This window comes from Paenibacillus sp. UNC451MF (assembly GCF_000686845.1).
Classification (GTDB): domain Bacteria; phylum Bacillota; class Bacilli; order Paenibacillales; family NBRC-103111; genus Paenibacillus_S.
Window position 1 is genome coordinate 51,606 of sequence record NZ_JMLS01000009.1, and the last position, 24,593, is coordinate 76,198.

Sequence of the window (24,593 nt, forward strand, 5' to 3'; positions counted from 1 at the left end):
GCTTCCATGATCTCTCTGTTGTTATGTGTTGTTATGGATACATTGTTACAATAATTCCGTCTCTGTTATCGCCTGAAATGTCATAACGCTGCTTGTCTGGAATGGATATCGTCATATTTTTAGAATATCGGTAATACGAGATTTCATAAGGGATTCCTTCTACTTGGGTAGACAGGTTCTTTTGCTCCTTTATATAATCTAAGTATTCCTCCATTGTCATATTCTTTTCCTTCATAATAACGCTGTGAGGCAAGCCAACATAGCGGAAATGCCATGGCTCATACTGAATTCCTGTAATGGCCGTCTTGTCCTTCGGGTAGCGCAGCACAAAGCCGTATTTCGACGCATTTTTGATAAGCCACTTCCCTTCGGGAGCCTGATTCATCTCCATTTGTGTAGATCCTATATCCAAGGACAAGCCCAGATTATGCTCACTGTTACCTGCCGGCAAAGCATAGTCGGAACCCATTTCTTGATACAGCTCGTCCTGTTCGTCTTCATTCCGGTAGCCGCTGCTTATCATGAAATGTCGGACGCCGTCTTTATCGGCAGCCTCGACCATCTCCCCGAATGACTTCGTCACATCCTGTGACAGACGAATCGTATTGTCCAGTAGAGCGAAGCCTTTGATCAGCTCCTTATGGCTAAACAACCGGACTACATCCGATTGAATTCCTTCTTCATGTACCGCATATTTTTTATTGACCAGCACTAGCTTGCCTTTGTACACCTGATCTTTCGCAATCGCAATCGTTTGTTTGGATAGCTTTCCTTGTTTCGTTTGCACAGCGGCAGAGCTGGATGATTGAACCTTTGCTTCTTCATGTTCAGGACTTCCGTTGGCGTCCTCCATCTTGTGTTGAACAGCCTCATAGCCCAGCAGCAGCACGACTACAAGCAGAAACACCCACTTCTTCATGTTGATTTCCTCCTTTGTTCATGTCTAAACAGAATAAAGGAGACGGTTTAAAAAGAAGTAGAATAATCCTAAAATTTTTCTTAAATAAACTAAATAATAACCTCACCACTAATTGCCACGAATAGGAGAATGGAGCTTGGCTCAATCTATGCTTGAAAAGTGCCGGAATCTTGGATGGGGGGATCGTTGTTGAGCAGCGAGAAGAGGAAGTTGTCCATTTTCGCCCTTGGAGGCGTTAATGAAATCGGTAAAAACATGTATGTTCTAAGGTATGCGGACGATATCGTTGTTATTGATTGCGGCTCCAAATTCCCTGATGAGAGCCTATTAGGGATTGATTTAATTATCCCTGATATCGCTTATTTAATGGAACATAGAGATAAAGTGCGTGCTATGATCATAACTCACGGACATGAGGATCACATCGGAGGCATCCCATATATATTGAAGCAATGCAGTATGCCCATCTATGCGACCCGATTAACAATCGGGCTGATTGAGGTCAAGTTAAAGGAAGCCGGGTTGCTTGCAGACACGAAATTAATCGAAATTACTTCGAATTCAGAAGTCGATCTAGGGACGATTAGCGCTACTTTTTTCAAAACCAATCACAGCATTCCCGATTGCCTCGGCATCGCTTTCCAAACACCGGAAGGGACGGTCGTACATACAGGTGATTTTAAATTCGATCTCACCCCAGTCAACGAGCAATACCCCGATATCCACAAAATGGCCGAAATCGGTAAAAACGGCGTTCTTGTCTTATTATCCGAAAGCACCAATGCAGAGCGTCCGGGGTTCACACCTTCCGAACGAAACGTCGGAGAGTCAATTGAAGAAGCGTTCACCAAAGCGAGGCAAAAGGTAGTCATCTCCACGTTCGCTTCCAACGTTCACCGGCTTCAGCAAATTATTGATGCAGCTATGTTAACGAACCGCAAGCTGACACTATTAGGCAGGAGCATGGTTAATGTAGTGAAAATCGCTTCGGAGCTCGGCTATTTGAGCATACCTGAAGGGATGCTGGTGGAGCCAGGTGAAGTTGCCGGGCTGGAATCCGAACGGGTAGCGGTTCTTTGCACTGGTAGTCAGGGGGAGCCTATGGCAGCTCTCGCCCGCCTTGCCTCCTCTACGCATCGGCAAGTCAGAATTATGCCCGGCGATACTGTCATCTTATCCGCGAGTCCGATTCCCGGAAACGAACGCAATGTCGCGCAAATCGTCGATAATTTGTATCGACTGGGGGCTAATGTGATTTACGGCTCCGGGACAGTCACCGGTATGCATGTTTCGGGGCATGCGAGCCAAGAGGAGCTCAAGCTGATGCTCACTTTAATGAAGCCGACCTACTTCATTCCCATTCACGGGGAATACCGCATGCTTCATCAGCATCGCTTATTAGCTGAAGCGGTTGGCGTGACGCGCGGCAACACATTTATTTTAAACAATGGGGATGTTGTCGATATTGAGGATCAAACAGCCGTACAAAAACGGAAGGTTTCTGCCGGGAACACATTCGTAGACGGTTGGGGTATCGGCGATGTCGGTAATATCGTACTGCGCGACCGGAAGCATCTTTCCGAAGATGGGATTCTCGTCGTTGTTATCACATTGAGCAAAACCGAAGGCCATATATTATCGGGACCGGATATTATATCCCGCGGCTTCGTTTATGTTCGGCAGTCGGAAGCACTCTTGGAGCAAGCCAACCGCATAGTCACTGAGACAATCAATAAATTGCAGGCTGAGAATATATATCAATGGAGCTCACTTAAAGTCAGCGTCAAGGACGCTCTCGGACGCTATCTATACGAGAATACCGGCAGAAGACCGATGATTTTGCCTATTATTATGGAGATTTGAGTTGAAATCAAAGTGGGAGCATCTCTTAAGAGGTGCTCCCACTTTTACTGAATATCTACACCAACCGCAAGGGATGAACTATCAACCATTGAATGTGTAGCCCACCCCCCATACCGTTTTGATTAATTTATTTTTATTGCTGTCGTCCCCGATTTTTTTGCGAAGCGTACGAATGTGCACCATGACCGTATTATTGCCACTTTCGTAATAAGCCTCGCCCCACACATGCTGAAAAATGTGATCCGCACTAAATACTTTCTTAGGATGGCTAGCCAATAAATATAAAATATCAAACTCTTTGGGCGTTAATTCGATGGGCTCACCATAAAGCACCACTTTCCGTTGATCGGGGTAAATGCTTAGACCGCCCGTTTCCAACACAGCTTCATTATCCACGGAGGGTCGATTCAGCTGCATATACCGGCGAAGCTGCGCATTCACTCGAGCAACCAGCTCCATCGGATTGAATGGCTTGATCATATAATCGTCAGCGCCCATCACAAGCCCTGTAATCTTGTCCATATCAGAGGTTTTCGCACTTAAAAATATGATAGGCATATGGTATTGCTCACGAATTTGACGTGTAACCTCATAGCCGTCTAGCTTTGGCATCATAATATCCAAAATAGCTAAATCGATCGGTTGGGATTGAATTACGCGAAGAGCCTCTTTCCCGTCCGGTACTTTAATAAGCTGGTACCCCTCTTTTTCCAAATGCAGCGCAATCAGATCCGCGATCTCGGCTTCATCATCCGCTATCAGAATGGTAATCCGTTTCATTCTTATCCGCTCCTGTTACGATATCTACCTGACTACTGTATTGTTACCTATTCATAATGAAACCATCGTCATTTCCCAAGCAATAATTTGGCACGCTGCTTCCACAGCTCGACAAACGGTTCATCTACAGCCCATTGTATCATGACAATGGATTCATCAGCATCCAGATTAACAGAAAGCAGCGGTGTAGGAATCAACTGACTCTTAAAAGGATAGACGACGATGTCCTTCTCGGATACGACACCGACCATCTCCCCGTTAGGCGAAGAAAAGGCATCGACTGCGTCCGGTTTTGTTCGTCTAATATCACTCCAGTTCGCGGATAGCTTATCATAGGAAACGACCGATTCAGGCAGCTTCAGCGGAACTTCCCGCAGCTGGGCTACGGTTTGGCTTTGCCCAATCGCTCCAGTGTAAGAGGCTACCTGAGGAACCCACTGTCCCTCTTTGCGCGTAATGGTCCAGCTTTCGCCGCGTTCATTCTGAAGATCCGACGATATCGATTGGCCATACAGCTTGCTCAACGAAACATGAGGTTCCTCTTCTGGTGCTAGTGCGGCTGGAAGCTTCGACTTCGTTAAATCCTCGACATCCTTAACCCATACATAGTCGAATGCCGCATCCTTGCTGTTATCTTTTTGCTGTACCGTTTGAGCTACCGACAAGTACTGATTCCCCGCAAACACTAGCTTTTCCCTCAGCTTCACTTGCTTTACCGAGTTCACTTTTTCTTGAACCGGATTGATGTTTTTTTCCGTAGCGACAGAAACCGCAATCTTCTGATACGTCGCATCCACACTTTGTATATTTTGCGGAACAATTCTAATAAATTCTGTTTTATAAGGCATAAGGATCCCGTTGCCCTCAGCCACTTTACGAAGATCACCCTGTTCCTCCGCCAGCAGCACCGTCCGGTAAGTACTGGATTCCTGATTACCCCCAACAGGAGAATGATCCTTTCTCAAACCGATCAGAACGGCAGAATGTACAGGATCGGCTTTGAGCGTCGTATTCAGCAATGGCAGCGAAGACTTGGGAGTCATCGATTCATTCGAGGAAACGTCGGCAGCAAGCTCCGCAAGCGGGCTACTATGCCAATCCAAGGACAGGAGTAGAGCGACAGCAATCAGAGCGGCGCTAAAGCCAGAGCACCAAGGTATCCACTGCTTCTTTTTTCTGCCGACTTGTTCCTCTATGCGCTCTCCAATGCGTTTCTTTAACGCATCTGAAAATCCGTTCCGGATCAGAGGTCCATCAGCCATCCCTTGTTTCAACTCGTCGTCAATCGGCTCCATTGCTTTGATTCTCCTTTTGTTTGACCATTTTTTTACGGGCGTGGAACAATCGCGATTTGACCGTACCCTCGGTAACATTCAATATTTGTGCAATCTCCTTCATGGAAAGCTGATAATGCGCATACAGCAGAAGTACCTCACGATACTTGTTAGGCAGCTTCAGCACCATCTTCCACACATCATTGACCGCCATTTGCTCGATGACCGTTTGTTCGGTCGCCTCTTGCGTGCTTGAAGGAGTTATGTAATCCATCAGGGTCACCTTTCGATAAAAGGCCGATCTTCGATAATCCACCGTCATATTGCGGGTTATGGTCAAAATCCATGTTTTCACAGAGGATTCCTGACGAAATGTATATAAATTACGGTACACCCTAATAAATACTTCTTGAGTGATATCGTCGGCTTGATCCCACTTGCGCGTCATACTAAAAGCATAATTCCAAACATCCTTGCCATAAGCGACCATCAGCTCTTCCAAGATCGCTTTTTTATCGGTGCTTGCAGACAAATATCTCAAATATTCTAAATTCGCTTCTGATTCCAATACTGCCACCTCAATTATGGACGAGCTACCCTATAGATAGGTTCAATCCTTCTCTATGCTCTAATTCGACTCGTCATGTACTCAGCCTACTGCGCCTCTTGTTTCTAATTATAGGCAGTATGTATTAGACGAAGGAATGGCACGAAAGGTTTACTTTTTCCTCAATAATAGTTCGAATGAATCAAAGATTTTCGCTATGGGTGAGAGCTTCTTCAAAGAGATCAGAAAAATGGCCCTGCTATCGGGAGCAGGACCTTTAGATGAAAAATAATATATATGGCTTGGCTATAAGCTTAAGCTTTTTTCTTGGAGGAGCACCTTATTCTTAATATTTCGGTTAAAGAAATAATCAGGGTAGAAGCCGGAGAGAACATCTACAATGTTCTGTGCAACCTTTCCTTTTAATTCTTGCTCGGATTCTTCCGAGTACCAAGCCACATGCGGATTAAGGATGACCTGCTCCATGTCCAAAAGTGGATTATCAGAATGAACAGGTTCATTCTCTAGCACATCCAGCGCGGCACCTGCGATTTGTGAAGTACGAAGCGCTTCGATCAGTGCCGACTCATCAATCAAAGGACCTCTGGATGTATTGATGACAACGGCTTCAGGCTTCATCTGATTAAACTGTTTGCTTCCAAGCAAGCCTTGAGTATCTTTGGTTAACGGGGCATGGATGGAAATAAAATCAGCTGTGCAGCATAAAGTGTCCAAATCTACAAGCTCGACTTGAAGCTTGGATGCGAACTCTTGGCTCAAGAATGGGTCGTATGCTATTACTTCAAACCCGAACGCTTTGGCTTTCAAGCTGAGATTTTGGGGGATTTTACCGAATCCGACCAAGCCCAATACTTTTCCTCTTAAACGATAGATCGGGATCGCCTTTTTATAATCCCATGCTTGGTTCTTCACATAACGATCCAACAAAGCTACTTTACGGGCAGCGGCTAATAATAATGCCATTGCATGATCCGCCACTTCATCCAAGCAGTAATCGGTACAATTGGCAACTATGATACCTTTGCGTGAAGCCGCTTCCACGTCAATCGTATTGACTCCAACACCATAGCGGGAAATGATTTTGCAATTGTTGAGTTGCTCGATAACACGTTCTGTAATAGGCGCATATTGATTCAATATACCGTCGGCGTCCTGTGCCGCTTCTATAACCTCTTGTTCGGTCTTGCATTGCGCTGTAATAAATTCAACATCAAGCTGACTCAGCACATCCCGCTCAATTTGCAGACTGTTGTATTCGTAATCTGTAATAACCACTTTGAATTTGGCCATTTGTATCCACCTCTATCTGCATAAAGCTATTTACTGTTTATCGCTGAAGGCTTGTTTTTTTCTCCGATAGGCTTTACAAAAAATGCAACACAAAGAGCGCCGATCACCGCTATTCCCCCGGCCAGCAGGAAAGCGCTCGTAAATTTGCCTGTCGATTGAACTATGAATCCGGTAACCGTTGGCCCGATAATACCTGAAATGTTAGCCAAAAAATGCATGAAACCGCCTACACCGCCGACACGCTCTTTTTCCACCGTATCCTGAATGATCGACCAATAGGTAATTGCAGTAAGATACAGGAAGAATACCGCCAATGCCATCAAAGTTACGGCTCCTGTCGTAGTAGTGACAAGACCGGCAAAACCGATACTAACTGCAGATCCTAGCAAGCATGTTACCAAAACAACTTTACGGGAGAACAACGCATTGCCCGTCTTCTTGTAAATGTAGTCGATAATAAAACCACCCATAGTAAAGCCGATAAAGCCTACTGTCCAAGGAATCATGGTGGCAAAGCTCATTTCTTTAACATTCAAATGCCTTGCATCAGTCAAAAAGCTTGGGAACCAGGTCAAAAAGAAAAACAATATATAGTTGTATGCGAAAAAGGCAACAGCCGTAAATAATACCGTAGGTTGTTTCAAATAGAAGGTCAATGGAGTTTTACCTGACTTACCAACTGGTGCGTTGACTTGAATCACATCATCATCCTGCTCATCGACTTCCTGCCCACTTGGAAGCTCCTTGATAAATTTCATCCAAATCACAGTCCAGATCAGACCAATAATGGCGATAACAACGAATGAAACTTTCCATCCCCAGTTTATAGCAACCATCCCAACGACGGGCCCAGAGAGAGCACCGCCAAGCGAGGTACCTGCCATGGCGATAGCCAAAGCTCTTGCACGGGATTTCTTAGGGAACCAGTTGTTGACCATTTTGCTTTGGGATGCGGACAGCGGCCCTTCCCCCATACCGAACAAAACGCGTGCAATAAACAATGAGATAAAATTGAAGGTCAGTGCCGTCACACCCGCAAAAATGGACCAAAAGGTCATCGAAGCGGATAGAACCTTTTTGGCTCCGAAGTAATCGGAGGCAAAGCCCCCGATGAAGTTAAATATCGCATACCCAATGAAAAAGCTGCTGAAAATCATCCCCATATGAGCTGCATCCAGCTGAAGATCCTTCTGAATGAACGGTGCAGCAATAGATAGTGCTGAGCGGTCCATGTAGTTGATAACTCCCGCAATAAACAACATGACTAAGACAAAGCCACGCCCTTTAGATAGCATCGTTGTAGTCCTCCTTAATCTGTCTTATGTTTACCAAGTTGTTACAAAGTTACAACGGCTTTGATGATATTGGACTCTGGCTTTAGGAACGATTCAAATTCATCGATCATCTGATCAAAAGTCGTTCTTGCCGAAATAAAGGAATCCGTATCAACGACTCCTTGTTTAATCGCGTTCATCACATGCTCGAAATCTTCCTTGGTTGCATTGCGGCTGGATAAAAGCGTCATCTCCCGTTTGTGGAAATCCGGGTCGAAGAAGGTAATATCACCTTGAACCAATCCTACATACACCAATCTGCCGCCGTGAGCTACGAACTTGAAAGCATTCATCATGGACCCTGCGTTGCCTGTTGCATCGAACACTACTGTAGGGAAGGCTCCCTCGGTAATCGCTTTAATCTGGTCCACAGCATCCTCCGATGCTTTGACCGTATAATCCGCATCCGCCCATTTGGAGCAGAACGCCAACCGTCCTTCGTTCATGTCCAAGGCGATTATTTTGGCTCCAGCTTGTTTCGCAAATTTCATGACACCCAAGCCGATAGGTCCTGCGCCGATCACAAGTGCATATTCTCTAGGCTGAATCGCTGCGCGTCTAACGGCATGTGCACCAATACTGAGGCACTCGACGGTCGCCGCCTGATCCAGTGTAATATCGTTTGTTTGTATCAAATGTGTTGTTGGGATTGAAACATACTCCTGCATCCCGCCATCCGTATGAACTCCAAGCACTTGCACCTGCTCGCAGCAATTCGGTTTGCTGCTTCGGCATGCAATACAATGCCCGCATTCCAGATAAGGCAGAATGGTCACTCGATCTCCCGGCTGCAAATCGCTCGTTGGGCTATGGCTTTCTACAATTTCTCCTGCTAGCTCATGACCAAGAACTCTGGGATATGAAAAAAACGGCTGGCGCCCACGGTAAGCATGAAGATCGGTGCCGCAGATCCCTACTCGGCGAATCCGAACTAGGGCTTCACCTGGTCTTACGGTTGGCATCGGCACTTCCGTCATTGTAAATTGATTCGGTTGCTCACAAACAATACATTTCATCGTAAAATCTCCTTTTTCTGAACTAAAATCGGCAGCATTGCAGCTGTATTTTGGTTTTTCTGACATATCACATGTAACATGTTACATATTACGTTTAATAAAGATACCCTATGAAAGCCTTTTCGTCAACACCCTTTTTTTGCTTTTTGTATCTAGAGGTTTGACCTGATTTGCAAAAATCAATTATAATCCAATTAACAAGAATTAACGGGTGTAACGCGGAAAGAAGGTATTAGCCTTGAGTAATACAGTTGTTGAAACTTCCCTATTGGCAACACAAGTGTACAAAGCATTAAGACAAAATATTATGGGCGGTAAATATGCTCCGGGCGATAAGCTAGATATTCATAAACTTGCCTCCGAATTCGGTGTCAGTCGTTCTCCGGTCAAGGATGCGTTCAATCAGTTGGTCCACGACGGATTAATCGAAGTTTTACCGCGTAAAGGCACTTATGTAACCCAATCAAACCCTAAGGATTTTGTAGATATTCTTGATGCTCGTCTGATGATTGAAACCTGGGCCATTACTCAAGTCATCAACAGCATATCCGAATCGCATATAGCTGATCTGCTGCAAATCACCTCTGAAATGGACGGACTGGTTAACAATCAAGAGACCGACCCTTTTCCCTTTGAGCTTTACAGCAAGCTGGATAAACGATTTCATCAAACGATCGTAGAATGGACCGGCAATCAAAAAGTTTTAGCCATTTACGTTTCATTGAATGCTCACGCAACATTGGCGCGAGTCGTCTATTCCACCTCATTTGAAAGCACGAAGAAGCGTCATAGCGATCATAATCTACTTTGTGATGCCCTGGAAAAACGCGACTTGCCCACATTCACAGGCGTATTGCAATCCCATATTGAAAGTATGAAGATGGAAGCTCTCTCCCGCTGGAATCAGCTGGACGGTTAGGTTTTTACAGTCAGAAATGCTTAGAACCTGACGAAAGAAAAACGGCTTATCCGCAATGTGCGAATAAAGCCGTTTTTTCCGTTGAGGAATGCTGCTGCGTTGTCGTTAATACTATGGATTCCTTTTCGATCTTTAATAGGGCAGCGGTAATTCGAGGGAATCTCCTGCCTCCATCTGCCATAGAAGCAGCTCTTGATACAGATCCTTTATGTGCTCCATATTGCCCGGAATTCCTGATACGTCCTCCAATTCCCATGGATCCAGCTTCAGATCGAAGAGCTGTATTCTGACCTTCGTCGTGTCCTCAGGAGAAACATAGTAGATCAGCTTCCAACGTTCATTCTTCACCATACGCTGCAGGTTCTTATATGCCGAACATACGGTTTTCCGGATTACGGATGAGCTGTTATCCTCTTGGAAATAAGGCAGCAAAGACAAGCCTTCCACACCTTCAGGGACAGTCGCTCCGGTTAAATCGCACAGCGTACGGAAAAGATCCAACTGATTATTCAGGCCCAAGACCGTTTTACCGTGAGGAACCCCTGGACCTCTAAAGATTAGCGGGACCCGGATGCTGTGATCATACATATTTTGCTTGCCCATCAGACCGTGCTGGCCAACGGCAAGACCATGATCGGCGGTATACACAATGATCGTATCCTCAGATAAGCCGCGTTCCTCCAGCTTCTGCATCACTTTACCTATTCCGTCGTCCATATGACTAATCATGGCATAATAATCGGCTATATGTCGTTGGATAGCCTCCGGGGTTCGCGGCCAAGCCTCCAGCTGCTCATCACGAATGGACATTTCCCCGTTATCAAACGGGTGTTCCGGAAGCACATTCGGAGGCAAAGGCATGTCTTCATCGCGATAGCGGGCTCGGAACTCTTCAGGCGCAGTCCTGGGATCATGGGGCGCGGTGTAAGCCAGATACAGCGCAAACGGCTTCCCGCTATCGTACTCCTCCAGGAAGCGGACCGCCGCATCCGTGAAAATATCCGTAGAATGCTCCTGTAACGCATACCTCGAATCATTCGAATAGGTTCCCGTCGGATCGAACTCATGAAGCGGCACTTCATAGTGGCTGTTCATTCCCCCGAAAAAGATACGGTTTCCCTCGGCAAAGCAGCGGTTAAACGCCTCAGTACCATTATGCCATTTGCCGATGCCATATGTACTGTAACCAGCTTGACGCATTGCCTCAGGCCATAGAACAAAGCTTGGATCAAGCTTGTTATCCTTAACGCAGCGAAATACACTTGCTCCTGTCAAAATGCAAGACCTGGACGGCATGCATACCGCCGCGCTCATCCCTCCCATAATATGCGTCTGCTCAAAACGCGTACCTTCGGATGCTAAGGCATCCAAATTCGGTGTGTTTACGGTCTTATCTCCAGCGCAGTTAAGCGCACTGTAACGGTGATCATCCGAGATAATGAATACTACATTAGACTGCTTCGACATCGTATTCCTCCCTATGCATTTGCTTCTTTAAGAGTACAAAACCTGCCGCTTTTGTCCCATGTCATAATGGAAGAAACACATGTCAAAAAAGCCTACCTTTTTTATTCGACTTTCCTGCGCATTGACAGCAGAAATCGGCGGACTTATTATGGTTTTATTAAATGAACAACGGGAGAATAACATGTCAAATAGGTATATTCCTTACACAGCCGTTCAAGGGCTGCAAAGACTTCTCGGCAGGATGCTGGATGAGCCTTATATATTTCGCATTTTGGCCAGCTACAACGTGAGCGTAAGCACCAATTGGCTTATTCGGGAACGGGTGCTGGACCATTTCCACATGCTATACGTCGTCTCCGGCTCCGGTACATACATCGTGGAGGATACAACAGTCGAATTGGATCAAAATCACATATTATTTATCTCTGATCAAGTACGGCATCAGGCGTACCGCAATAAAGCTATTCCTTTCCGGATTATCCCCACCCGGTTCAGACTCTTTGCTCCCAAGGACAAACAATACGTATCCGATCGTTCCGAGCCATTCTATATGCACTTCAAGCCTCACAACGGCTTGGCTATGCAGCAGCTTTTTGAAAAAGTACACAGCTATAACCAGCTCCAGCCGTCTGTCATCAAAGACACATTATGTCATTCAGCCATCGCCGAAGTCTTGGCATCTTGTTTTCGTGAGCTCGAGGAGCTGCACCGTCCCCATCCGGTACATCCCGGAGTAAGCTATTTGAAGCGTACCATCGATGAGCACCCGGCAGAACGCTACAGTCTACAGCAATTGGCGGATATTGCCCGGCTTTCTCCCAAATATACCTCTGCTTTGTTCCACGAAGCTTTCGGCATGCCCGTAAAGGAGTACCAAATTCGCACAAGAATGGAGTATGCGGAGTATTTACTCAAGCATTCGAACCATTCCGTGAAGGAGCTAGCTAATCTTCTCGGATACCCCGATCCGTATTCCTTCTCCAAACAGTTCAAGCAATATAGAGGCTATTCTCCCTCTTCGGTCATGCTTAGCACCAGAGGCGGAGATCGGTAGAATTACCAGGCTTAATTGATATGCTGTGTTAGGAGTGCCTGCTTTGGAAGCAATCTGGACCGGATTCATCGGTAGTTTTTGCTTTAATCGGACGTTTTTGGGGAAGCCTAGTATTCGGATACATTTCCCCCCACTGAAGCGAGCCATATTGCCGGAGAAGATTACTAATCGACTCCGACCTATCAGCAATAGACAAATATAACAACAGGATTGGATGAGAGCAGAAATGTCACATACTAGTATTGTTTTGCGTGTGGAGCTGTTTCATGAAACTACCACCTTCGGTGATGTCGCTTCTGCCATCAGCAAAGCATCCGGGGACATTACGTCCATCGACGTCATTCGGGCAGGAAAAGAATCTTCTATTCGCGATATTACCGTCGATGTAGCAGAGTCTAACGAATCTAGCGTGATCGATTCCTTATCCAAGCTGAATGGGATCAAGCTGATCAACGTCTCGGATCGTACATTCTTGGTTCATTTGGGCGGTAAAATTACTACGCAGCCTACACTGCCCATCAAAAACCGCGAGGACCTGTCCCGCGTATATACACCGGGAGTAGCCAAGGTTTGTACCGCCATTCACGAAAATCCGAAAAAAGCGTTCTCGCTAACGATTAAACGCAACACCGTTGCCGTGATCACGGATGGAACAGCGGTTCTGGGACTTGGTGATATCGGCCCTCATGCCGCCGCTCCGGTAATGGAAGGTAAGGCGATGCTGTTCAAGCAGCTTGCTGGAGTCGATGCGTTTCCGATATGTCTCGACACGAAGGATACGGAGGAAATCATCCGCACGATTAAGGCGATTAGCCCGATATTCGGCGGCATTAATTTGGAGGATATCAGCTCTCCCCGCTGCTTTGAAATTGAAAAAAGACTGGGAGATGAGCTCGACATCCCCGTCTTTCACGATGATCAGCACGGTACTGCAGTAGTGGTCATTGCAGGGCTATTGAATGCTTTGAAGGTGGTCGGCAAGCGGATCGATCAAATCCGTGTCGTCGTTAACGGCATCGGTGCAGCCGGTGTCTCCATTTGCAAAATGCTGCTCGGGTCCGGTGTAACCCGTCTCGTCCCGGTTGATCGTGAAGGTGCGATCGTTCGGGGCGGAACCTACTCCCACCACCCGATGTGGCAGTGGTTATCCGAGCAGCCTCAGGTTGAAACAACCGAAGGAACCTTAAAGGATGTTCTAAAAGGCGCCGATGTATTCATCGGCGTATCCCGAGGCGGAATCCTTAACGCGCAAGATATCCAAATGATGGCTTCGGACAGTATTGTATTCGCCATGGCGAATCCTAAGCCGGAGATTGATCCGGAAGAAGCGCTGCCTCATGTAGGTGTGTTTGCCACAGGACGAAGCGACTATCCGAACCAAATCAACAATGTGCTTGTGTTCCCCGGCATTTTCCGCGGAGCGCTGGACTGCCGTGCCAAAAGCATCAACGAGCCTATGAAGCTCGCCGCGGCCCGCGCCATCGCTGCAGTAGTGACAGAAGCCGAGCTTAACAAGCATTACATCATTCCGAGTATTTTCAATGAGCGAGTCGTCACCAACGTTCGCAAAGGAATTATTGAAGCCGCCATCCTAACCGGAGTGGCTAGAAGAATTCCGCCGGATTTCAGATAATAAAATGTAAGGAGCCTCTTCGGTTATAGAAGAGGCTCCTTTGCTGTCTGATTCGTAAATTGAATCGATAGATTGCTTCAAAAAAAGCCCTCCGTTCCAAAGGAACGAGGGCTTTGCGTATGAATATCAGTTGGATAGGCCCGGTGGGGGTCGAACCCACAACCTACCGGTTAAGAGCCGGTTGCTCTGCCATTGAGCTACGGACCTAAGTACAACAGTATTGTACCACAAACACAGTAAAGCAATCAAATTAGTTGTAGCTGTATCACCATCTGTTTCCAACCATCCAAGCTTTACAACAAGAAAGACTCGTGTAGAATGAACGTATAAACTAACGGCCTATTTGCACTAGTCAAAAGTACTATAACCGTTTACGGAAAGGAAGCCTCCCGGTGAACATTTTAATTATCGAAGACGACTCCAGCATCCAAATGCTGCTGAAACTTAGCCTAGAGGTTGAAGGCTTTCAACCCATTGTTGCCGGCACGGTTAGCGCTGGGCTCAACGAGCTGTCCTCCCACTCTATCGATCTGATCCTGCTGGATCTGATGCTGCCCGACCAATCAGGTTTCGAGCTATTGAAGCAGCTTCGCCATACTTATAAAGATATTCCGGTCATTGTTCTGACAGCCAAGAACGAAATGAATGATAAAATATTGGGCTTCCAGCTCGGCGCCGACGATTATTTGACGAAGCCTTTCGAAACCCGCGAGCTGATCCTGCGGATACGCGCCGTCATGCGCCGTATGAAAGCGGATACAATGGAATCCTCTGCCGATTGCCTTCAGATTGGTGTTCTGGAAATCGACCGGACCGAGCGTACTCTCAAGGTAGCCGGCAAGCTGGTGAAGACGACAAGCAAGGAGTTCGAGCTCATGTGGCTGCTTTGCAAAAATCCAAAAAAGGTGTTCTCCCGAGAGCATCTGCTCGATCAAGTATGGGGCTACGAATATTATGGACAAACGCGTGCCGTAGATATGCTGGTGAACCGTCTCCGGGAGAAATTGAGACCCCATGAGCATGTACTCGCCACCGTTCACGGGATGGGCTATAAGCTGGAGGTCTAAATCATGAGACTGCGCAATAAATTGTTCATTCAGCATATGATCACCATTATCATGCTGTTAGCAGCAATGTACGTGGTCATTAATTACACTTTGAGCAAAAGCATGATCGAGCGCGATACCCAGACTTTAAGCCAATACTACTCTCTGCACCGGATCGAAGCGCTCAAGATCGTCAATGATAAAAAAATTAGCATTGAACAGCTGTTTTCAGGTACATACGCCCCCCTGATTGCATCGCATTTGGCAGCCAACAGCAACTTTCAAGTGCAACTGTTCGACTCCGAAGGTACTATAGTCGGGGATAGCGGAAACAGGGAAGATCTGATCAAGCGAAGTGACATTGACGCTGCGCTGGACGGTCAGACTGCATCGGTCATCACGGAGGTTGAGGGACAGAAGCTATTGATCTATGCCTCCCCTTTTACCTTTGAAGGAAAAATCGTCGGCGGCTTCCGCTACCTGCTCGATCTGAACCAGCATGAGCAGACGCTAACCGAGATGCGCCGCTGGTTCATCGGCGTTGCGGTGGGATGCCTACTGATCGCCCTGCTGGCGAGCTACTCCTTCTCGTTCTTCATCATGCAGCCCCTGCAAGCGCTCCAGCAGGCGCTGAAGCGAGTGGCCGTCGGCGATTTCAGCCGGAAGATCACAGTGCGCAGCCATGACGAAGTAAGGGAGCTCGCGAACGATTTCAATCAGATGTCCAGGGCTCTGCAAGAGCATATCGAGCTGCTGCATTACGAGCAGGGCAAGCAGAAAAAGTTTTACGATAACGTAACTCATGAACTGAAAACGCCTCTTACCTCGATTATGGGGTTTTCCGATTTAATCGACAAGCTGGAACGAATCGATGATATCCGCAGCTGCAATGGGTATATCCGTAAAGAAAGCACCCGGCTTCTACAAATGGTCGAGGAGCTTCTCCACTCGTCACTCAAGGGCGACGAAGCATGGAGAGTACAGACCGAGAATGCCGATCTCGCTGCTGTGCTTGCAGACAGTCTGCAAATCGTTGAGCCTACGCTGCAAAAGTCTTTGATCGCTACGACGCTTTCAGTGGAACCCTGCTACGCTTATTTCGATCCAAAGCGTACCCAACAGGTGCTCTTCAACTTGATCGATAACGCGATCAAACACAGCGAATGCACTCAGCTCCACATTGAGCTTGAGTCCGAGACCATGGACAGCAGCTGTTTCATTCGCATTTCCGATAACGGGAAAGGCATGACTGAGCAGGAGGTTCAGGCTCTGTTCCTCCCAAGCGAGCAAAAAGAACCCCGCCCGATATCGAGTCATTCTCATGGACTCGGGCTGCCTCTGTGCAAGCAATTGATGGAGCTGCAGGGCGGAAGCATCCATATCCGCAGCCGGCCGGGACAAGGAACCGTGGTTCAGCTGCATTTTCAGACACAAAAACTGCCTGCCCCCGTTTTGTTACAAAACTGATACAAACCTACGATTTTTTTGAGATAAAAGGAGAGTATTCTACATGCAAGAGGAGAAGAAAGGGCTTTCATGGTTGCGTCTCATCTTGTTGCAAATCGTCATCGGTTGTACACTGATCGGTATCTTTGCCTATTTGTTCCGTATCGGCGTTGATGAAGTAAGGATTATTCCCCGGGAACCGAACGGCCGCGATATGTTCGACGGCGTTCCCATGCGTATGAATATTACTTATCCCGGGGTCGGCACCATCTCTATCGAGGATCCGAAGGAGCTTATTGCTTGGAAGGAATCTTTCGCCCGATTGCTCAACACAGGCCGTCAGGAAAATCGTGCAAACGCTTCCCGTATGCTGCTATCCGGTTCCATCGCGTACCTGGATCAGGAAGATATCTCGTTCCAAATAGGAACCAGCGGCTTTCTTTTCGGCTCCGATTCGGTAAACTCTTTAGAGGTTAGTGCGGAGATCCGCAAACTTCAGAATATGCTGATCGACAAAACCTTGACTGCAGATACTGTAGGTACCGCCATCGAGAATGCAGAGCATGAGGTTTTCAGGCTGGAGAATGGCATTCTTACACCTTTGTCTGCCAGCGAACGAGCCTCTCTAACGATGCAAATGCGTACGTCCGTGCGACTCATCGACTTCAGTCACTTCAATTTCACTGAAGAACCGCCGAGCTCCCACTTTGTCGTGCAGCTTGCCGGAGAGGAGAAGAACCGGAAGCATTGGCTGCATATCGATAGGTATGACAACGCTTACTTCGTTGTCTTTGATTTACTCGACGAGACGAACCATAAAGCCTATTTCAAGCTAAGAGAAGCCTCCTAACTTACAGAGGGGATGGTTGATAGAAATGGCTAGAAAGAAAAGCAACAGCTCGGTCATGATCGTATCCGTTATTATCGTTGTCTTGATAGCAGGATTTTTCACTTACAAATCAGGGATGTTCTCGGACAAGGCTAAAGGCAAGATTACCGTGTACTCGATTTTCCAGGAAGAAGAAGCGCGTAAAATTCTGGATAAGTTCAAAGCCGAAACAGGCATCGATTACGAGGTACTCCGCCTTCCGAGTGGAGAAGCAGTAACCCGCGTTCAGAATGAGATGGGCAAACCACAGGCCGACTTCCTGATGGGCGGTCCCGCCGATTCGCATGAAGTACTTAAGAAAGCAGGCGCTCTAGAGAGCTACATCTCCAAGAACGCGTCAGACATTCCCGACAACATGAAGGATAAAGAAGGCTTCTGGACCGGATTTTATTTGAATCCAGTTGCCATCGGCATTAACGAGCAGCGCTGGAAAGAGAAGTACGGAAGCGCTCCATATCCGCAAACGTTCAAGGATTTGCTGGACCCTAAGTTCAAAGGTGAGATCGGTATGTCCGACCCTGCTACATCCGGTACAGCTTACACAGCCGTCGCTTCCCTCGCACAAGTATGGGGCAAGGATGAAATGCTCAAGTACGTGGGACAGCTTCTGCCTAGCCTGAAAGAAAGACCGAAATCCGGTATCGAGCCGATTCAAAAAGCAGCTAAGGGTGAGTACACCATCGGTGTAACCTTCCTCGGCGACCAATTGAAAATCAAAAATCAAGGCAATCCGATTGTCAGTATCGTTCCTGAAGCTGCAGGTTATGAGGTAGGCGGTCTCGCAATCGTCAAAGGCGGACCTAACACAGCTAACGCTAAAAAATTAATGGACTACATGCTGACCAATGAGCCTGGCGTCCTTTACAGTGAGTCCGCTATGGCCGTTTCCGTGAAACCGGGCGTACCGGTTCCGAAGAACGGTATCGACATCAAAACAACAAAATACAATCAATCCTACAGCTTATGGAAAGCGGCTGATCAGCGTAAAGAGCTGCAGGACGCGTTGAAAAACTTGAAATAAGCCGTCGGCATTCCGGGATGCAGTAGGAGTCCGCGCAGTGCAGTCTTGTCCTGCCGGACTCCCATCCCTCATAACAATGAATTCGGAAGGTGGTCATAGCCTCCTATGATTATAGAAAAAACAGGCATGGGCGCATCGGTCAGTCGGTTGGTCAAAGATCCTTCTTCCCTGATTTTGGTTCTCATCAGCTTTGCCGTGCTTTGTCTCTTTGTCGTGTACCCTCTCATTTATGTCGTAGCTCTGCCTGGTGCGGATAACTGGATGACCTTTTTCAGCAAAAGCCGTTACGGTACCGCCCTGCTTAACACGGTCGTCAGCTCCACCTTATCCGCTCTGACCGCTACGGTATGCGGATTTATTTACGCCTATTCGATCCACTACAGCAACATCAGAGGAAAGAAGTTTTTCCGTTTCATCGCCTTTCTCCCGATCCTTGCACCGTCGGTTATGACTGGTCTCGCCTTCCTGCTATTGTTCGGCAGAGGCGGTATGGTATCCCAATGGATGAAAGCATGGTTCGGCGTAGAGCTGGATCTGTACGGCCTGCCGGGACTATGGATCGTACAAACGATCTCCTATTTCCCGCTCGCTTATATGACCATTACCGGTGTGCTTCGGGCTATCTCGCCCAATCTTGAAATCGCAGCCCAAAACTTGGGTGCCCGCGGCTTCTACCTGTTCCGCACCATTACACTCAAGCTGGCGCTGCCGGGTGTCATTAACGCATTCCTGCTCGTTGCCATTAACTGCTTTGCGGATTTCGGAAATCCGAAGCTGATCGGCGGTAATTACTCGCTTCTGGCCGTTGAAATTTATGGTGAAATTATTAATAATGAGCCGGGTCTTGCATCCGTCATGGGTATTATTCTGGTCATCCCTGCTCTGCTCGTGTTCGTCATCCAGAACAAGCTGCTGTCTAAGGGCTCCTATTCAACGATTACAGGCAAGCCGGTATCGGGTCTGAACCGTGTGACGACGTCCCGCAAAACCGATATCGCATTGTTTACATTCAACAGCATCATGTCGATTTTCATTCTGGCGATGTTCGCTATCACGATTTTGTTCGCTTTTACCAACAATTTCGGCCGGGACAACACATTTACGTTAGACCATATTATGAAAATCGTCTTTAATCCGTCCAGTCCAGCCGTTATGAACAGTCTAGTTCTGTCATTAGTCAGCTCGTTCCTGGCTGTTGCCTTTGCACTCGTATTAGCCTATGTGATTGTCCGCAAGCCTTTCCCAGGAAAAAGATGGCTCGATTTCATCGCCGTACTTCCGATTGCCCTGCCAGGTACGTTCGTCGGACTGGCGTTAATCGTCGCTTTCAGCACGGGACCGATTGTCCTTCAAGGCTCGGCCATCTTGATTATTGTAGCCATGCTGCTCAAGCAGATGCCTGTCGGGTATCGCGGCCTAACCGCCTCCTTCAAGCAGGTAGACAAATCGATTGAAGAAGCGGCTACGAACCTGGGTGCGGACAGCAGACGGACGCTCACCACAATTGTCTTCCCGATGCTGCAAAAAACCGTCGTCGCCAACTTCGTCTACGCCTTTATGAAAAATATGAACACCTTAAGCACCATCGTGTTCCTGATTACTCCCAAATGGGTTGTCGCCGCTGTCTCCATCTTCAACTACGCTGAGACCGGCACCTATTACTGGGCAGCCGCTGTCGCCGTAGGCTTGATGGGTGCGACACTGGCAACACTCGGTATCATGAAGTTAATTTTCCGTTCGAAGGTTAAAATATTTGATTTCTAAAAATGTCAGGAGTGAGGCGCATGAGCTCGCAAGTGTTACTCGATTTGAAAAATGTCAACAAAGTATTTGGCGATAATCACGTCCTCAAGCAGATTCATCTGCAAATTGAACGCGGTAAATTCATTACGTTCCTAGGTCCGAGCGGCTGTGGCAAAACGACGCTGCTTCGTTCCATCGCAGGCTTCTATACGATTGATGAGGGCGAAATTCTCATTGACGGCAAGCTCGTCAACGATCTTCCTCCTTATAAGCGGGGAACGCCGATGGTGTTCCAGGAATATGCTCTCTTCCCGCACATGACCGTATTCGATAATGTCGCTTACGGGTTAGATATTCAGAAGAGGCCTGAGGCGGAAGTACAAGAGCGCGTTGCAGGAGCACTCGCCAAGGTAAAGCTGACCGGACTGGAGGAGCGCTATCCGCACCAAATGTCCGGCGGGCAGCAGCAGCGCGTTGCCATGGCGCGGGCGCTTGTCATGAACTCGCCGATCATCCTGCTCGACGAGCCGCTCTCCAACCTGGACGCCAAGCTTCGTGAGGAGGTTCGTGTCGAGCTGCGCACGATCCAGCAGGAGCTCGGCTTGACCGTTATTTACGTCACGCATGATCAATTGGAAGCTTTGTCGATGTCGGACTACATCGTTGTCTTCAACAAAGGCGCCATCGATCAATACGGTACGCCGCATGAGATTTACTATAAGCCGCGTACGCCTTATGTCGCTGATTTCATTGGGACAACGAATTTCGCGGATGCCGTCGTACGACAAACTGCCAGTGGGCAAGCTACCGTTGAGTACGCAATCAAAGGAAAGGCGCGTACCGCCGTAGCTAGCACCAATGAAACCGTGCAGCCAGGCGAACAGGTGCTGCTCAGCATCCGCCCCGAGTCGATGCGCATCAACGCTGCTCATTCCGACAACGACTTTGTCATTAGCGGCTTCGTCAAGTCCTCCATGTTCCTCGGCGAGAAGGAACGCTATTTCATCCTTGACGATACGATGAAAGAATGGATAGTCGACGTGTACGATATCGGTCAAACCCGCTTCGAAGGGAATGTTATGATCAGCGCAGCCGCAGAAAAAATCCATTTGATTAAAACTACAGCATAATTTATGATTCAACCAAAAGGAAACCTGCGTTTCCTTTTTTGGCTGTTCAGGAGGGGGCAGGATCATGCGGAAAAAGGAATGGCTCATCGCATTGGCATTGGTCATAGCAGTCGCTGCTGGCATCATGCTGTTCAGCGAAAAAAATAGCAACCAGCCGCTCAAGGTGTACGTTATTTTCCAAGAGGACGAGGGACGCATCTTGCTGGAGACGTTCAAAAAAAAGACGGATCAGCCCTATGAGCTCATCCGTATGTCTAGCGGTGAAGCGAGTTATCGTTTGCTTACGCTCGGCAAAACGGGAATCGACGTCGTGCTTGGCGGTCCTGCCGACCTTCATGAGCAGCTGAAGAACAAGAGCAAATCCGTTCACTACCTTTCCCCCGCCGTCGGCAGTATTCCAGCCAAATATAAGGACAGCGACGGCTACTGGACAGGCATGTACATGGGCGCTCTCGCCATCGGCGTCAATCAGAGCGTATGGCAGCGCGATCCGCAGCTGGCCTCGCTGCCGATGCCGCAGCAGTACGAGGACCTGCTGCGGCCGGAGCTGGAGGGCAAGATCCAAATTCCCGACCCGGAAACCTCAGGTACAGGTTACACTCTGCTCGCTTCGCTTGCGCAACAGCGTGGTGAACGAGAGGCCATCAGCCTCATGCAGAAGCTGAAGAAGCATAGCGCCTCCACTACATTCGCCGGCATTACGAGCGCGCAGCGTCTGGCTGAAGGTGAGGTCGCTGCCGTTGTCAGCTTCCTCGGCGACCAGCTGCGCTTCAAAAACTCTGGCTATGATATCCGCTCGGTCATCCCGCCGCAGGCCGGCTGGGAGATTGGCGGGATCTCGATCCTGAAGGGTGGCAACAATCCTGCTGCGGCAAAGCAGCTTGTTGACTTCATGCTATCGCGCGAGGTGCAGGCGGATTATATGAATATCGCCTTCTCCTTTCCAGTTACACCTGACATTCCTGTGAATCCGCTGCTCGCTTCCGTCAAGCTGGAAAATTTATATCCAGCTTACCGCTTCGATATAGCAGCTCGTGTCCGCGAGCAGCTGATGAGCCAATGGCGAACATCGGTGGAGTAAGGGAGTGCGAATCGCTTTAATCCTCTGGCTACAGCCGCTGACGCAGCCCTTCCCACCGAACCGTCCAAGTACCGTCTGATGGGAATCCCGGAGCATGTGTGTCCGGGCCATCCTGCCATCCGCAGGCCATGAGCGCGACAGCTGCCAGCAGTCCGCCGTTGCCAGGCAAATAAGCAAGCAGATTATCGCGTTGGTAATTGTGGCCGTTAAGCAGGTAAGTGTTCTTCGTGGCGTCCATCAACAGCAGGTCAACGGCCCTATTCCCATCACCGAGACGAGCTGCCGTCATTGCCGACATAGGAAAGTCCCAGCCCCACGAGGTATCCCACTTCCATTCGGTCACCACTTTGTTCAAAGTCGCCCGCATCACATCGTGGTCGACCGCTTTGCCGGGAAGAATCCCTAGCGCGCCGAGCATCGAAGGATGGTCGATATTCATCTTCGTATAAGTATCCGGGCAGCGTTCATGCGCCATATATACGCCTTCTTCCCCTACAGGCAGCGGAGCAAGCCCGTCCCGTACCCGCTCCCAAAGAGCTTCCGTCGGCATCCCGAGTCTCTCTCTCCACTTCAAGGCGATCTCCAAGCCATGTCTCCAATATTCCAGTTCAAACGTAGGATTGATCGAATCCTCCCCGCGATGATTCTCCTGAGCGGGAATCACCGGAGGTCCGAGTACATAAGCCTTGCGATCTGCATCCCACACGGCAAAAGAAGCCATAAACCGCGCACTTTCCATGACGACGTCCTTCAGCCAATCCAACGTTTCGAGGGTCGGCTCCGCCTGGTAGCACAGCTCTGCAAGATCAATTGGATGCGGTTGCTGCCAAATGAGCAGCGCTCCGATCGGTGAAGGGCTTTGCCGGCCTTCGGGCCCTACCATCTTCGGCCATCTTGCGCCCTCGTACCCCTGCGAGCGGGCCAGCTTCTCAGCGACCGGAAGAATCCTCCGGTACCAATCGAGACTCTTCTTCAACAAACCGATGCGCCCCCACTGCGCAAAATGTGCCGCATGCCACCAATGCATCTCCAGGTGGAACTTGCCGAACCAGCTATTGTACAGCAAGCCTGTCTCCTGAGGAGGGAGTGACCCGGCACAGTGGATTGCCGTCAAAAATTGCGACAGCACGATACGACGCTCCAGCTCGAGGGCTCGTTCGTCTTGGCTTTCTGCCAGCTCAATCACACCTCCGTCGTTCCAGAATGCTTCCCAGTGGAAGCTGCTCTCCACTTGAATCGCATCGGCCGGAAGCAGCTCAATCTCTCCTCCGGTTCTAACGAATCCGAAAGTGAAAGAGAATGTCTCTGTTAACGCCGAAGGGGTCAGCGTAAATGAGTGCTTCGCATCACGGCTCAGCTCTGCGCTGCCAGACCATTCGGCATCCATTCGATATCCGTCGCTATCCATCGTTCGTTCAAACACGGCCTTTCCGGACGAAACGTCGGCAACCTTCGTCTCGTGGGTCTCATCATGCCCCCACTCCACGGCCATGCATTTGCCCCAGTTACGAGATACCGGCTCCGGATCTGGAAAAGCAATCTCAATAGATAATCGGCCTTGTGCCAAAAGTGGCGAATCAATCCGGATACCAATCTGGTCACTATGTGGGTGACAGCACGTTATCACCTCTACCGGCATACCTTCCACTCGAAAGCGGCTCGTAATCGTTCCGCTCCACATGTCGAGCGTTTGCTTGGCATCCTGGACATCGGCGATGGCTATCCGTTTGCCGTCTTCTGTCCGAATAGCGAGCCCGACCCGACCGAGCTGAAGTCGATGCGGATTTTGCCGAAGCCAATGAAATACCTCTTCCTGATCTTCAGGATCGGTTTCGTAACCGACCTTACGACCATAGGTTTCGTATTCCTTCAACCGAAGCTCCTCCAACTGGTGCTTGTCCGGATTGCCGGAACTGTGCCATCCCCACTGCGATTGAGTTCCTAATGGGAACGTGTAGTCGTTGGGAAAGCTCTGCATTCCGGTCAAATCTACGGTGTAGGCGATTTCGCTATTGCCTACAGAAAGTGGTGATAATGGATCCAGTGCGTGAATTACAGGGTTATGTCGAGTAACCAGTGCTTTGCGGTCAATGCTCGGTTTCATTACAAGCTCTCCTTAT

At 48.5% G+C, this 24,593-nt stretch carries 20 protein-coding genes and 1 tRNA gene; 11 read left to right on the plus strand and 10 right to left on the minus strand.

Annotated features, from left to right (window positions below; all coding sequences use genetic code 11):
• Positions 1-31: 31 nt before the first annotated feature.
• Positions 32-919 carry a D-Ala-D-Ala carboxypeptidase VanY gene (locus BP97_RS0112765; RefSeq protein ID WP_028549448.1) on the minus strand — a complete coding sequence of 296 codons (888 nt, stop codon included), beginning with the start codon at positions 917-919 and terminating at the stop codon, positions 32-34.
• Positions 920-1,093: 174 nt separating this feature from the next.
• Here BP97_RS0112765 and BP97_RS0112770 point away from each other — a divergent pair, with 174 nt between their 5' ends.
• Positions 1,094-2,782: a ribonuclease J gene (locus BP97_RS0112770; RefSeq protein ID WP_231506291.1), complete on the plus strand. Its 1,689-nt coding sequence runs from the start codon at positions 1,094-1,096 to the stop codon at positions 2,780-2,782.
• A gap of 81 nt (positions 2,783-2,863) precedes the next feature.
• Here the strand turns inward: BP97_RS0112770 and BP97_RS0112775 are convergent, their stop codons facing one another.
• The 6 genes from BP97_RS0112775 to BP97_RS0112800 all read right to left on the minus strand — a co-directional run bounded on the left by BP97_RS0112775 (position 2,864) and on the right by BP97_RS0112800 (position 9,044).
• Positions 2,864-3,562 carry a response regulator transcription factor gene (locus tag BP97_RS0112775; RefSeq protein ID WP_028549450.1) on the minus strand — a complete coding sequence of 233 codons (699 nt, stop codon included), beginning with the start codon at positions 3,560-3,562 and terminating at the stop codon, positions 2,864-2,866.
• 68 nt (positions 3,563-3,630) lie between these two features.
• Positions 3,631-4,857: a hypothetical protein gene (locus BP97_RS0112780; protein ID WP_028549451.1), complete on the minus strand. Its 1,227-nt coding sequence runs from the start codon at positions 4,855-4,857 to the stop codon at positions 3,631-3,633.
• Entirely contained in the window at positions 4,844-5,404 is a 561-nt protein-coding gene (locus BP97_RS0112785; protein ID WP_028549452.1) for an RNA polymerase sigma factor, read from the minus strand. Before BP97_RS0112785 ends, BP97_RS0112780 begins: the two co-directional genes overlap by 14 nt.
• Before the next feature lie 285 nt (positions 5,405-5,689).
• Positions 5,690-6,694, minus strand: coding sequence for a C-terminal binding protein (locus BP97_RS0112790; protein WP_028549453.1), 1,005 nt, complete (start codon positions 6,692-6,694; stop codon positions 5,690-5,692).
• A 26-nt stretch (positions 6,695-6,720) separates the two neighbouring features.
• On the minus strand, positions 6,721-7,989 hold the full coding sequence (locus BP97_RS0112795) for an MFS transporter (RefSeq protein ID WP_028549454.1): 1,269 nt from the start codon (positions 7,987-7,989) through the stop codon (positions 6,721-6,723).
• A 41-nt stretch (positions 7,990-8,030) separates the two neighbouring features.
• On the minus strand, positions 8,031-9,044 hold the full coding sequence (locus BP97_RS0112800; RefSeq protein WP_028549455.1) for a zinc-binding alcohol dehydrogenase family protein: 1,014 nt from the start codon (positions 9,042-9,044) through the stop codon (positions 8,031-8,033).
• A gap of 238 nt (positions 9,045-9,282) precedes the next feature.
• On the opposite strand from BP97_RS0112800, the gene BP97_RS0112805 reads away from it, so the two are divergent.
• Complete coding sequence (locus BP97_RS0112805) at positions 9,283-9,963, plus strand: GntR family transcriptional regulator (protein WP_028549456.1); 681 nt, start codon at positions 9,283-9,285, stop codon at positions 9,961-9,963.
• 132 nt (positions 9,964-10,095) lie between these two features.
• Here the strand turns inward: BP97_RS0112805 and BP97_RS36120 are convergent, their stop codons facing one another.
• Entirely contained in the window at positions 10,096-11,430 is a 1,335-nt protein-coding gene (locus BP97_RS36120) for a sulfatase family protein (protein WP_051620545.1), read from the minus strand.
• 181 nt (positions 11,431-11,611) lie between these two features.
• On the opposite strand from BP97_RS36120, the gene BP97_RS38825 reads away from it, so the two are divergent.
• Entirely contained in the window at positions 11,612-12,484 is an 873-nt protein-coding gene (locus tag BP97_RS38825) for a helix-turn-helix transcriptional regulator (protein ID WP_197035458.1), read from the plus strand.
• Positions 12,485-12,710: 226 nt separating this feature from the next.
• Complete coding sequence (locus BP97_RS0112820) at positions 12,711-14,117, plus strand: NAD-dependent malic enzyme (RefSeq protein ID WP_028549458.1); 1,407 nt, start codon at positions 12,711-12,713, stop codon at positions 14,115-14,117.
• A gap of 135 nt (positions 14,118-14,252) precedes the next feature.
• On the opposite strand, the gene BP97_RS0112825 is transcribed toward BP97_RS0112820, so the two are convergent.
• A tRNA-Lys gene (locus tag BP97_RS0112825) sits at positions 14,253-14,324 on the minus strand.
• A gap of 185 nt (positions 14,325-14,509) precedes the next feature.
• Here BP97_RS0112825 and BP97_RS0112830 point away from each other — a divergent pair.
• From BP97_RS0112830 to BP97_RS36130, 7 genes are all read left to right on the plus strand, one after another.
• Positions 14,510-15,184 carry a response regulator transcription factor gene (locus BP97_RS0112830; protein ID WP_028549459.1) on the plus strand — a complete coding sequence of 225 codons (675 nt, stop codon included), beginning with the start codon at positions 14,510-14,512 and terminating at the stop codon, positions 15,182-15,184.
• 3 nt (positions 15,185-15,187) lie between these two features.
• Positions 15,188-16,630 carry a HAMP domain-containing sensor histidine kinase gene (locus BP97_RS0112835; RefSeq protein ID WP_028549460.1) on the plus strand — a complete coding sequence of 481 codons (1,443 nt, stop codon included), beginning with the start codon at positions 15,188-15,190 and terminating at the stop codon, positions 16,628-16,630.
• A gap of 43 nt (positions 16,631-16,673) precedes the next feature.
• The gene (locus tag BP97_RS0112840; RefSeq protein ID WP_028549461.1) at positions 16,674-17,459 is read left to right on the plus strand and encodes a DUF3919 family protein; all 786 of its coding nucleotides are present in this window, start codon (positions 16,674-16,676) and stop codon (positions 17,457-17,459) included.
• Positions 17,460-17,484: 25 nt separating this feature from the next.
• Entirely contained in the window at positions 17,485-18,519 is a 1,035-nt protein-coding gene (locus BP97_RS0112845) for an ABC transporter substrate-binding protein (protein WP_028549462.1), read from the plus strand.
• 105 nt (positions 18,520-18,624) lie between these two features.
• Positions 18,625-20,283 (plus strand): ABC transporter permease, encoded by a 1,659-nt coding sequence (locus BP97_RS0112850; RefSeq protein WP_051620546.1) that lies wholly within the window; start codon positions 18,625-18,627, stop codon positions 20,281-20,283.
• A gap of 20 nt (positions 20,284-20,303) precedes the next feature.
• Entirely contained in the window at positions 20,304-21,392 is a 1,089-nt protein-coding gene (locus tag BP97_RS0112855) for an ABC transporter ATP-binding protein (protein ID WP_028549464.1), read from the plus strand.
• Between the two features lie 64 nt (positions 21,393-21,456).
• Entirely contained in the window at positions 21,457-22,473 is a 1,017-nt protein-coding gene (locus BP97_RS36130; protein WP_051620547.1) for an extracellular solute-binding protein, read from the plus strand.
• Positions 22,474-22,501: 28 nt separating this feature from the next.
• On the opposite strand, the gene BP97_RS0112865 is transcribed toward BP97_RS36130, so the two are convergent.
• The gene (locus BP97_RS0112865; protein WP_036745791.1) at positions 22,502-24,577 is read right to left on the minus strand and encodes a glycoside hydrolase family 65; all 2,076 of its coding nucleotides are present in this window, start codon (positions 24,575-24,577) and stop codon (positions 22,502-22,504) included.
• Positions 24,578-24,593: the final 16 nt, after the last annotated feature.